The 10,885-nt window shown below is 46.6% G+C and carries 11 protein-coding genes and 3 pseudogenes; 3 read left to right on the top strand and 11 right to left on the bottom strand.

The annotated features are described in order from the left end of the window. The 3 genes and pseudogenes from PSSD_RS24295 to PSSD_RS24285 all read right to left on the bottom strand — a co-directional run. Positions 1–207, bottom strand: a 207-nt coding sequence (locus PSSD_RS24295; RefSeq protein ID WP_058974005.1) for a transposase, incomplete at its 3' end; no start/stop codon positions are given. Between the two features lie 82 nt (positions 208–289). Further along, positions 290–466, bottom strand: a pseudogene (locus PSSD_RS24290) (IS6 family transposase); the annotation flags it as partial. A 159-nt stretch (positions 467–625) separates the two neighbouring features. Beyond that, positions 626–886: a helix-turn-helix transcriptional regulator gene (locus tag PSSD_RS24285; protein WP_058974006.1), complete on the bottom strand. Its 261-nt coding sequence runs from the start codon at positions 884–886 to the stop codon at positions 626–628. Positions 887–1,604: 718 nt separating this feature from the next. Between PSSD_RS24285 and PSSD_RS24280 the strand changes: the two genes are divergently transcribed. Next, positions 1,605–1,820: a hypothetical protein gene (locus PSSD_RS24280; RefSeq protein ID WP_058974004.1), complete on the top strand. Its 216-nt coding sequence runs from the start codon at positions 1,605–1,607 to the stop codon at positions 1,818–1,820. Positions 1,821–2,039: 219 nt separating this feature from the next. Here the strand turns inward: PSSD_RS24280 and PSSD_RS24275 are convergent, their stop codons facing one another. Both PSSD_RS24275 and PSSD_RS26935 read right to left on the bottom strand, forming a co-directional pair. Further along, positions 2,040–2,996, bottom strand: a complete 957-nt coding sequence (locus PSSD_RS24275; protein ID WP_058974003.1) for a hypothetical protein — start codon at positions 2,994–2,996, stop codon at positions 2,040–2,042. A gap of 408 nt (positions 2,997–3,404) precedes the next feature. After that, positions 3,405–3,575, bottom strand: a pseudogene (locus PSSD_RS26935) (type II toxin-antitoxin system HigB family toxin); the annotation flags it as partial. Positions 3,576–4,119: 544 nt separating this feature from the next. Between PSSD_RS26935 and PSSD_RS24270 the strand changes: the two are divergent. Further along, complete coding sequence (locus tag PSSD_RS24270) at positions 4,120–4,344, top strand: hypothetical protein (protein ID WP_058974002.1); 225 nt, start codon at positions 4,120–4,122, stop codon at positions 4,342–4,344. A gap of 166 nt (positions 4,345–4,510) precedes the next feature. Here PSSD_RS24270 and PSSD_RS24265 read toward each other — a convergent pair whose 3' ends face one another. The 4 genes from PSSD_RS24265 to PSSD_RS24250 all read right to left on the bottom strand — a co-directional run bounded on the left by PSSD_RS24265 (position 4,511) and on the right by PSSD_RS24250 (position 9,103). After that, complete coding sequence (locus PSSD_RS24265) at positions 4,511–5,101, bottom strand: DUF1120 domain-containing protein (RefSeq protein ID WP_058974001.1); 591 nt, start codon at positions 5,099–5,101, stop codon at positions 4,511–4,513. Between the two features lie 11 nt (positions 5,102–5,112). Continuing rightward, positions 5,113–7,437, bottom strand: coding sequence for a fimbria/pilus outer membrane usher protein (locus PSSD_RS24260; RefSeq protein ID WP_235589289.1), 2,325 nt, complete (start codon positions 7,435–7,437; stop codon positions 5,113–5,115). Between the two features lie 86 nt (positions 7,438–7,523). Further along, on the bottom strand, positions 7,524–8,225 hold the full coding sequence (locus tag PSSD_RS24255; RefSeq protein WP_058973999.1) for a fimbria/pilus chaperone family protein: 702 nt from the start codon (positions 8,223–8,225) through the stop codon (positions 7,524–7,526). 125 nt (positions 8,226–8,350) lie between these two features. After that, positions 8,351–9,103 (bottom strand): DUF1120 domain-containing protein, encoded by a 753-nt coding sequence (locus tag PSSD_RS24250; RefSeq protein ID WP_058973998.1) that lies wholly within the window; start codon positions 9,101–9,103, stop codon positions 8,351–8,353. 204 nt (positions 9,104–9,307) lie between these two features. On the opposite strand from PSSD_RS24250, the pseudogene PSSD_RS26930 reads away from it, so the two are divergent. Beyond that, positions 9,308–9,463 (top strand): annotated as a pseudogene (locus tag PSSD_RS26930) (IS3 family transposase); the annotation flags it as partial. A gap of 842 nt (positions 9,464–10,305) precedes the next feature. Here the strand turns inward: PSSD_RS26930 and PSSD_RS28540 are convergent. Both PSSD_RS28540 and PSSD_RS24240 read right to left on the bottom strand, forming a co-directional pair. Further along, on the bottom strand, positions 10,306–10,530 hold the full coding sequence (locus tag PSSD_RS28540; RefSeq protein ID WP_439654617.1) for a transposase: 225 nt from the start codon (positions 10,528–10,530) through the stop codon (positions 10,306–10,308). Positions 10,531–10,605: 75 nt separating this feature from the next. Continuing rightward, positions 10,606–10,885, bottom strand: a 280-nt coding sequence (locus tag PSSD_RS24240) for an IS3 family transposase (protein WP_153011499.1), incomplete at its 5' end; no start/stop codon positions are given.

Genomic DNA, 10,885 nt, shown 5'->3' with positions numbered 1-10,885 from the left:
TTCTTTCTGGAGACGGCGGATTTCAGCCTGAACATCTGACTGTGCATTATGAGTGGGAGAATCCGGACCGTACTTCTTCATCCAGGCGTAAAAGCTGTGGGTGGTGATATCGAGACGTGTTGCAACGCTGGAAACAGAATGACCGCGCTCAACAACCTGTTTGACTGCTTCAATTTTAAACTCTGCAGGATAACGCTTACCGCTCATGGGCACCTCTCTTTAAGTCATCTTAAATGACTCAGAGGTGTCTGTTAAACCCGTGGCGATTCAGTCAGTACCAGCGTAGTCACTTCTCCATTTCCGGCGCATATTGCTGAACCCAGCGGTAAAGGGTGGTGTGATCGACATTCACGCCGCGTTCGGTCAGCATTTCCTGCAGTTCACGATAGCTGATGGCATATTTGCAGTATCAGCGTACCGTCCGGAGGATGTCGCGCTGAAAATGCCTGCCTTTAAATACGTTCATGGTCAGAGTCACTGGTAAAAATGGGAAGAAAGACTACAAACGCTGAGAGCTGTGCAACAATGCCAAAAATATGGTGCCGGTACGGTTAAAGTTATTTAACGCCATGATTAAATGGGGGAAATCAGTACCAGCTCGTGAAATTTAGCACAATCAACGTGCTCAGGTATCTCTGCCACTGGGAAAACGCACTCCCTCACGCCAGAGCTGCCACATGGCCTGTCGGATGCTCCAGAATCCGGGATAGTAAAAGACTTTCCCGAGCTTTTCTGCGACCAGCGGGGTGACTGGCTTGCGGTCGCGCAGCAGTGACCAGACCTCATACTCTGTAAGCCCGGACTTGAAGCAAAATGACTTAACTGTCATGTCATGTTCAGTGAGCAGGTAAGCCAGAAATCGGCCGGGCGAAATGCGGTCATCCATAAAGCCCCGGGGGTCCGTGAAGGTGATAACTCGAGCATAAAAGGTCATCCATAGCCGCACAAGATCTGTACCACTGATAATTAGAGATTATCTGCAATATTCACGTTACTGATAATGATTGTCTTTACTATTAGAAAAGATGTCATGGCTGGCCTCAAAAGCAGAAAGGCCCGGACTCGTTTCGGGCCATCTGATACAAGTTTGGTGTAACCTGACACATGCTACGTTATATTCCGGCAATGGGCTCAAACCGTCAGAACACCGAAAAATATTTCATTATCTCTCAGTAGCCTGAGTGGCTCAGATCATGTTGAATTCAGTTGTTCAGGCTGCCATTTGAGATGGGGTGTAGTTGTGATACCCGCTGTGTACAGCTTCGGCTTGAGGCTGCTCTGTCCACCCATTTTTTAGGCGCGCGTACGCGGGTCACTGCTAGCGGTGTGTATACTGGCTTAATATTATTAGAGCGAACTGTGAATACAGGAAATGCTTCATGTCGCAGGGGAAAAATGCCGCTGTCAGGCATAAGTACAGAATGCCAATGGCGATGAAATGACACCTCCTTGCTCACTCGTTCGCAGCGCTCCTGCCATTAGACTAGACTGCTGCGGGCGTGACGTGTTCACAGACAGGGCCTGAGAAGGGGAAGCGTTCAGAGGAAAAGGGTCTGTGCCACGTTTTTTTCGTTTCTCCTAGACGATTATACAGAGGAAATAACATGCAGAAGGTATACTGGATTTTATGCGGTACGATTTTTGTCTGTGGATCCGGTTTGTGCATCATAAGCGATGAACTATTCCACAGAACTGACAGCGGTGAGATGCCGCCTCAGTTTGGCTTAAGTGTGGCGGTTGCATTGTTTGGGATCTTTGGATTTCTGTCTGGAGTGGCTTTCAAAGCCATCAAATTTCTTCATGATAAAAAAATCAGATAACTTATCCTCTCATCTTAATATTTACAGCAGGGGGGCTATGCCGGAGCCCCAGAAATTTCCGCAGTACAAAGACGACAACATTCGAACCAATCTTTACAATAACTTATCAGGTGCGCCTTAAAACCCCGTTCTTCAGAACGGGGATATAAGGTGCGGTTTTCCGGGGGGGGCGTGACTTTATCAGGAAAATACACTTTAGAGCGCTATCCCGACTGTTCCCTATTTCTTAGCCAACCAAGGGGACGTTGTGCTCCAGAAAATGATATCGGCACCGAGATAATTTTCTGCAAATTGCACAAACTCATCCTTGCTAAATGGTTTACCCGTATTAGGATTTCTGTAGGTTAAGGTTGGCTCCTGTACTGCCATGGCAATGAGTGCCAGCTTGCTTTTATATTTATTGAAGAACGGATATGAATTCTTCATTTGTCCGTTGCGGTTGGGAACAATATCCGGGCCACCTAGCCCAATATTATTGGCACCGGCAAATTCAAACAGCCGCCCCATGTAATTGTGGTCGTTGTTCCACTCGCATGGCCAGAAATTGATAAATTGTACTACGTGTGATTTGGTGAAAACCTTTCGAGCAAAGGTGAGATTTTCCATTTCTCCTGCGAAATAGTGATTACAGGAGAATCCTGTGGGGAGCTTTTTCTTGTCAAGATCAATGGCTGTTTCGGGTAAGTTTACACCATAGACCTGACCATCGAAACGCTTTGCAATCGCGGCCAACAAAGCCTGATAACGTTGGCGTACAGCAGGATTCCATTGCTGCGCCACCCAACCGGACCCAATTTGCTTACCTTCGCCAGGATTATCAAATTGTGGCGATATCCCACCACCATACCTGGCGTCATTCATCAGATAATCAGGAACTTCTCGGGCATCTTTTTCGAAAAAACGGTCCTGAATCTGGATGAAGAGTTTTTTGTTGGCTGCCCTGATACTAGCCAGATCGTTCTCGATCTGCGAGAAGTCGTATTTGTTCTTCTCAGGTTCGAGTGAACGCCAGTTGTAAACGATCTGCGCGCCACCAATGTCGCTACGCTTCATAATGGAAGACGCTGCTTTGAAGTCACCAGAGCTGCGGGTATAGATAAAGTTTTCTGGCGTTTTAGCTAAAATTGGCAGCGTCACTGCAATCAGCGTTACTGCAATAGTAATCCTGATGGTCATGAAATTATCCCTAAAGGTTCAGTGTTAGCATTCTCCATACGCCGGAGATTACATGCCTACGAGGCTACTTAATGAGATGCCAAACTTCGAGTGAAATTTTCTTGTCACCGGTAACGTCAGGTTGCGTTTATGGGTAAGTATTTCATATTTCCTGTTTTCATTCGCGAATTCGCTGGCAAGGTCTTTCATCGTCAGCCCCGATTCTCATTGCGGAACTTAATCGCATCAGTTGGATCAGACGGGTAAATAGGATGGTTTTTTTCTTACTTTTCAATCAGAAAAGCGTGAATTTAAAATAATCGACTTCAGGCGTATTCTGAGAGGTTTCATTGTCAACCACAGGAGAAACGGGGCATGAAAACGCCTTGTGGTCCTGTTATGTATTGGTAGGTTTAATTTGCATGGTCATTATTCAGGCTCCACGGTTTCGGCGTGAATTTTATTGTAAGCTTTTTGCATACCGATAAACTTTACAAACATCCAGCCACGTTAATAAACAATAGCAACAATCAGCCGATAATCATTCTCTTTGATGTTGAACACCATCCGCCAATTTTTCAGGATGCTGAAGCTGCGAAACTATGCCTGCCAATTACAATTGGACAGTCTGCATCGGGTACCATAGAATTGGTAGCGTTAGATGTAGAGTGACTTACCCGGCCAGTGCACCAACTCTGAATAGGAAAACAAAAAAAACCGCTCTCACCTGTCGGGCTTTTTTGCGACTGAAACAACGTCAGCTACTTGAAATCTGAGGAGTAAGAAGGGCGTCAGTCCCGATTTTTTAACCAGAAACGCCTTGGGAGACCATAGTTATTAACCCTCGCCGTTATCGGCCAGCTCGAACATGACATTAACGCTGAAACGAAATTGCTGTACTCAGACAGCCCCTTGCTACCAGCAGCAGAATAACTTCCTGAGTTTAGGAACCCAAAATAAAAAATGCGCTGCAGGTTATGAGGCTTGAGGTTAACATCCGAAATCAGTTTACAGATGATTAATGTTTAATTTAGAAAATAATGCAATTACATCTGCTTATTTTAAAGTGCGATTAATTAGACGGATATTTAAAGGACAAGATGATTGTACTTCCGTTTTTACCATCTGAAAATGAGTTTTATAAATGGCAATTCGTGAATTGTCTGCATCCGAACTCAACTTCATCGCGGGAGGTAATGCAAACTCTAACTATGAAGGAGGAATGAGTGGTGTGCAGCATGTTGGCTACGGCGCTCAGGCTAATGGCTTTCAGACAAATACCGAGGCCACAGGATATGGTCTGTTAACCGATTTTAAAAGTCCATGTACTGCCGCAGTGGCATCAGGTTCCATTGGGGGGGCTCAATAGCATCACGAAATGGTTCAGGCATAGCAACTGAATCGCCACAACCAATCCATTTCATTAATATATAATGGTTTTAATCATTATGCTATGGGATGAATAACTGAGTCTTGAAAGATAGGGGCAACTAATATTCCCCTATACAACATTCTCTCACAACGGGAACGATGGATTAATTTATTAGCTCCAAAGTCAGGTTGGCTTCGCTAAGTTGATTTACTGATACCCTGGCAGCGCTTTCTGGCATCACAGGCTCCAACTCAATACGCGCTGTAAAACTTTTTCCTTTTACCTGATGGCCATTCTGCACTACCGAAAAACTATGGCCCGGTAACAATAATTGACCCATTTGGCCTGAGTCTCTGGTCACGCCGTCAGGTGTAGTAGTCACTATTTGCACACTCTGACCATCTAGTTGTGCATCCAGCATCCGAAGCGTGACACTGCCACGCTCACCATAGCGCAACTCGCCGTTATCAGCCCGTTGCCCGTGTAGTGACAGACGCATCGCCTTTTTATAAGGACATAGCACGCTCAGAACAAGAGATCGCTTACCCGGCGTAACGCGCTGAGGCCCTCCCACATCCTGTAATTGCCAACGAGACTGGACTCCATAATCAATTACCGGTGAACCAGCCGACAGATTACAGCGGTTATCTGGCGGTGGCGTCAAATCTGATTCGCTGTGTGGCAGGGCGGCGCCTGCCGCATTAGCGAAAATTAACGTGCTGTGGAGTATTAATATCATTAACATTGATTTCATGGGTTCTCCAGTTAGCGACACGTCGCTGCCGCCTCTTCATACAGTCCATCCCTCTCCGCGTTAACCGGCAGGGTTAGCGTGAAGGAGCAAATAGTCACACCTGAGGCCTGTACATCAAATCTATCGGACTTGGATACATCTGGAATAAATACACTGCCACGTTCACCGACCACCGTAATAAAGTTGCCTTTATCATCGAATACGCTAGCACCGTGTGGTAAAAAATGACCCTGTGCATCTTTTATATCTGCCAGCGCCCGACGCGTTCGCACCACATCAAAATCAACCCGCCCAATAGCACCTCTTGCCAGCTCAGTTTCCTGCCACGCGTTTCCGATATCGACATTTTTAGCCAGACTCCGAGTATCGACCTGAATGGTTGAACGCCTGTAACCACTCAACGAAGGCACTACTGCGTATCCACGGCCATCGGTCCACGTCGGACCCGACGGTGTATCAAGACGCACACCGGACTCATCACCTACCTTGGCAATCCCGAAAGTATCACTAACACGGTAGGGTGACAGACTGACACCGCCGCTGTGCGCGATTACTGCACCAGTAGCTCGAGCAGACCAGGTGGTGTAGTTATCTGAGCTTTGGCTTAAGCTACCGTTCAATTGGCTGACAGGTGTAACAGCATCCACCGTGCCTCCGCTGGTTGTACGTTGATTACGGAAGTCTCGGTCGCTTGATAGGCTCCATCCTCTATCCTGGCTCGTGCGCTGACTGTAGCGCACCCCAGCTCGACTGGTCTGGCTGGCACTGTTGAGGTAACTGCTGAGATTGCCGCCATTTCCGAATGGAAGATTGAGCGTAAGGTAAAAACGATCATCTGCATTGGTGTAACGTGTCTCGGTATTATGTTCTAGACTGGCCCCAATGTAGGCACGGCCAAACTGTCGGCTCCAGCCGCCGCGCAGATAACTGGTGTTGTCTCCAGAAAATGTGGTGCCGCGTGCAACCGAAAATGTCAGGCTGCCGAGCGTTTCTTCTGACCAACTCACACCTGCACCATATTGGTTGCGACTGCGGTCATAATAATTAAATTCTTCACGCTGCAGTGCCTCACTCAGTTCACGGTAGCCCGTACTTTGTTGACTGGCATTCGCGGTTAGTCCGATGCGCTCAGTGAGCTGTTTCGTGACAATAACCAAAGCCGATACACCGGTGTCACCATGCCTACTGTCCTGAGCCACAGTAGTCTGTAACGACAGCAATGTAGCGTCGAATAGTTGACTGTCCATTCCCAGTGCCCCGGCACGGTATGGTGTTGAGCCTAGCAGGCCAGCGTTCAACGTTGTATAAGGGGTCAGCAACCAGCCGTTAGCGACGGTACCTACAACTGGCTCTTCGCCGCTTCCCAGTTGCTCGATTTTACCTGCACCAAATGATAATCCTGGCGCCGCAGCGATACCGTTAAGTAAAAGTGCAGAAGCGGGTACAATGAACTGACGTCGTGCACCGTTACTGCCAGTGACCGTTACATTCAGATCCGAACGGGTATTTAGCAGTGGCAGCCCCTGAAGACGGAAAGGGCCGACAGGTACAGTTGTGCTGTAAATTAGCGCACCGGACTGCCTGACTTCCACTACAGATTGGCTGTCGGCTATACCTTCTACAAGACCAGGACCACCACGATTCCCCTGTAGCGCAGTCTCTGGGAAAATTTGAAAACCCAAAACCTGCCCGGCACCGAACATTGAATTGGATAAACTTACCTGCCCGACCTGTAGTACTTTTTTCTTTTCGGTAAAGCTACGTTGGGCGTAGGCTGCCTGATGCTGCAATTTCTGCTGCTCATTAAAGCGAGTGAAGGTTTGACGGCTGCGTATAATCCAGTCATCAACATTGAAGCCAGCCTCGCTGTCTAACTGCATAAAATTGACGCCGGTTGTATTCCCTGAGGACCCCATATATTGCGCATCATAGTTGAGCATTCCGGCTAAACCACCATGACTCCAGTTACCACCCGTAGTACCCGGTGCAGCAACAGCTTGCTGCGGGAGTACCAGGTCGACTCGCTCCTCGCCAGGATCAAGGTGTAATTCGGCTTGAGGCCAGGCCTTTCGCAAATCGAAACATGGCGCTTTTCCATCATACCCAGGAGGTTTTAGTATTCCCGCCTCCCTCAGGAAATCATGGTCAGCACATAGAGAACCCTGCTCGTCAAACCGGGCTCTGACTTTATTGCGTAAGCTGCCATTAACGGTGAGGGCTACATTGGTGTGCCCTGGCATAAAACGAGGTGACTTACTAAACCACTCGGCTATTTTTGGGTCGACGCCTCGCGCCTTCATTGTTTGAGTATCAAATACTGTTTCGTCTGCAGCCATAGATGATGTACTTAACGCGGCAAGAAGCGACAGTAAAGATAACCGGGAATATAAGGGATGCTGAATATGTTGCAACGGCATTCCCTTTAGCGTCCAATTTCGGCATCATAATTGTTGACTGTGTAACCCCAAGTGGTGGCAGGGGAAATGCGCACCTGCTGAGGCAAACCATCTTTCCTGTTGCCGCCATCGGGGCTGACAGTCAGTTCCTGGCCAGGCAGAATATAGCTATTCGGCAGTGTCCATTGGGTGTTGTCTGGGAGAGTTTTAACTGCTGGCCCAAGACGTACCACATAAGGGGAAGGGTTGCTGACAATAAGAGAGCCACTTGATAATCTCCACTTCAGACGCTTCCAGGGTTCAAAATCCTTTTCAAGTCCTGCAGGACGGATAATTACGGGGATGTTTTGGCGCACAGTCATACGCACCTCATTTCCACCTTTTTGCTGTGGAGGCACCCCTTCAAAAATGACCCGCTTGAGGCGCTCGGTTTTAAGAGCAATTTTGCTGGTAAAAATAAACCTCACTCTTTGATTCCTTCCTGGTTCGACGCGGGCCGCGGGTGGTGACACTGTAAGCAGACTCTCTTTATCATCAGCTGTATCCACGATCGTCGTCAGGAGTAGAACCGGAAATGCATCTGTATTTTTGATATTGATAGCACCTTCACCGTCGGCCTGGTCGACAATAACTATTGAACTTTCCGGAACCATTCCGGTGGCCTTAGCGCAGGCAGATAAGAAACACAGGACGACTGGCCATAATTTAAACAAGGAAAAGGTTTTCATTTTTTTTCCGTTAGAATAAAAGTTGCACATTAAAATTAAATAGTGTGCTGCAACGAGCCAAAAGGCACAAAAATACAGACGTACAACCAGACAACAAGCCGGGATTTGAACCCGGCCTGAAATGCCTACAGATAAACCAGTTCGATGGTGGTGAGACCGTCCAGGTTAACCGCATTGGCTACGTTCAACTCAGAGGTTTTATTAAGGTACGCCTGCACAACTAATGTGCCGCTCAGATTTTTAAATGCCCTTGCCGCCAGAGTACCGGGTGCCGCCGCGGTAATCTTAAATGGAACGGTTCCTACATTGCGGAAGAAACCGGAGACATTCCCATCCGCCTGCCAGTTTGAATCACCCGAAGTTCTTAAGCTTTTGATAACATCTGCAGTTGCTCCATCTGCTCTCAGGTTTGTAACTTTCATTGCATACCCACCAATTTTCTCACCGTCGGATAGTCCTAATCCTGCTACGCCCGCTCCTGTTAAAGACAGCAATGGAACCGGGGTTTTAGCCCATCCCGAAGCAGCTTCGGTTGCCCCTGCAACAGTAGACGGGCGGCCGTTGACTGGAGTGATTGCAACCCTGGCTGGTGCAGTGCATGAGATTGTTAATTCGACTGACTTTTCTGGTAGTACGGTATAATCCGTTGCACTCAAAGTATTAGGATTTATCGCACCATAATCGATAGTACCGCCACCACTGAGAGTGGGTGTACATGCCGCAGGAGTAATGGTGCCAATTACACGAACATCTACTGATTCAGCCAGCGCAGGCAGGGTAACTACAGTCATTAAAGCCAGTGCACAAGCACTTTGACGAATTTGTTTCATAATGTTGGGTTCTCTTAAATTACGATATTTAATTTTCGCCAGACTCATTGACACAGCCAGTGAGTTATCTGACTAAGATATTTTATTCATGTAAATAAACACATAAATAAAATAAAAACCCCTGCACAGTACACTAAAAAACCTAACAGTCAGCGCAGGGATGGCCACTTCCTTTAATAGAAATCATGAACAGCAAAGAAGTTAAAAATATTTTAAATTTAACACTTTAAAACCTATGGATAGAGTAGAAAGAAAGGTGAATGCATCCACGGAGAGCGTTTTATCAGCCGGGAAATAGTAAGGGAAACGGTATATAATGATATTGTGTGTGATTACAATCACTCGCGTCTTCACAGCGCTTATGGCAGACTCAGTCGCGAAAAATCTGAAAACCATAACCTCGCTTAAGGCCGCATTCACATTACGTGGGGAGGAGCATCTGCGTTGTACCATCAGTTTCATAAATACCAACGCCTACAACGGTTACTACTCCTGTGCCCGAGGTGAGCGCTATATGAGTATAGTTAGACGTATCTGCTAGTCCGACAAATTTTATTCGGGCCATTGAAGCGGAAGTCGGACACCGTGTCAAAAATATTAAATTTAGTTAGACTCGACTGGCTCCCCGTTGCAGCATAAATATACCTAATGCGACTGTCTGATTTTTTCAGCATGGTGTAACTTTACAGATGGCATCTTTATCGTCCCGGTAAATTTAATAGTTCCGTCCGCGAATGTCATTATTTTTTTTCAAAAAAAACCACTCTTCTTACCTTGGTCACTTAGGTTTGATTGATTTACTTAATAGGTTGCCAGTGAGATTTTTTATGTTTCCTGATAAAATATTTTATTTAAGTTCATGTGATAGAGTCTAAATATCCATAAAAACCACCGCCAAATAAACTAGCAATCCATCGCCAGAATAAAATGCATCCAGCATCATCATTTACTCATGCGCTCTTCACGAAACAATAGTATAACTATTTTTTTGTTTTTCTATGAGATATTTCTTCGGTAGTATGTAGTACATGGATTACAGGGTTTCTCAACCTGTAAAATGCAAAGTTAAGGTATTTTTTTGAGCTTTCTATGGGTTTAATTATGAATTTTAATTACTCATCATTAAACTCATCTCATTCTGTTATTGATTCTGGTTTATTATTTTAGGGATGTAAAGATCTCCTCTTTTATAAAATTCCATCTCCCACAACCTCAATATAAGCGAACTGGTTTATCCAGAGGTAAAAAAATTATATATTCCCTTCATTGCGTATTACACGATAACAATTATCAGTGTGGAAGTTATAACCCCCATTTTTACATTGGGTAAGTTGGTAAGCTTCGGCGTCAGTTTTTATGGAGCGGACCCATTTATAGAGGTTGTGTTGCGAGACGCCCAGGCGCTCTGAATCGTCGGCGAAGGAGTATCCCGGCTCGGTGATCTGGTGGATGGCCTCTTCTTTAAACTCACGGATAAATCGTGGTGTGTCATTAGACCCCTCCTATGCTCAAAATTGGAGTGACCCCGTTCCCGTAGACATTCACTGTCCTCACGACGAGGCCTTTTCGAAGGCCTCTGGACTGACACCTCCCAGGTGGCTGTGGCGTCGGGTCCGGTTGTAGAACACTTCGATATAATCAAAGATATCAGCCCGGGCCATGTCCCGGGTTTTATAGATCCGCTTTCTGATGCGCTCTTTTTTTAGCGAACTGAAGAAGGATTCTGCCACTGCATTATCCCAGCAGTTGCCGCGCCGGCTCATGCTGGGTGACAGGTTATTAGCCTTGCAGAACCGTCGCCAGTCATCGCTGCCATACTGGCTGCCCTGG

Origin of the sequence: Type-D symbiont of Plautia stali, from assembly GCF_001485335.1 — a bacterium.
Taxonomy (GTDB): domain Bacteria; phylum Pseudomonadota; class Gammaproteobacteria; order Enterobacterales; family Enterobacteriaceae; genus Pantoea; species Pantoea vagans_C.
The sequence above is the reverse complement of the archived record's forward strand: the minus strand, read 5'-3'. Positions and strand labels throughout refer to the sequence as shown.

Excerpts from the sequence above, each read along its gene's own strand:
- PSSD_RS24285 (WP_058974006.1), bottom strand. The coding sequence starts at position 886 with ATGGATGACCGCATTTCGCCCGGCCGATTTCTGGCTTACCTGCTCACT.
- PSSD_RS24280 (WP_058974004.1), top strand. The coding sequence starts at position 1,605 with ATGCAGAAGGTATACTGGATTTTATGCGGTACGATTTTTGTCTGTGGA.
- PSSD_RS24275 (WP_058974003.1), bottom strand. The coding sequence starts at position 2,996 with ATGACCATCAGGATTACTATTGCAGTAACGCTGATTGCAGTGACGCTG.
- PSSD_RS24270 (WP_058974002.1), top strand. The coding sequence starts at position 4,120 with ATGGCAATTCGTGAATTGTCTGCATCCGAACTCAACTTCATCGCGGGA.
- PSSD_RS24265 (WP_058974001.1), bottom strand. The coding sequence starts at position 5,101 with ATGAAATCAATGTTAATGATATTAATACTCCACAGCACGTTAATTTTC.
- PSSD_RS24260 (WP_235589289.1), bottom strand. The coding sequence starts at position 7,437 with ATGGCTGCAGACGAAACAGTATTTGATACTCAAACAATGAAGGCGCGA.
- PSSD_RS24255 (WP_058973999.1), bottom strand. The coding sequence starts at position 8,225 with ATGAAAACCTTTTCCTTGTTTAAATTATGGCCAGTCGTCCTGTGTTTC.
- PSSD_RS24250 (WP_058973998.1), bottom strand. The coding sequence starts at position 9,103 with ATGAGTCTGGCGAAAATTAAATATCGTAATTTAAGAGAACCCAACATT.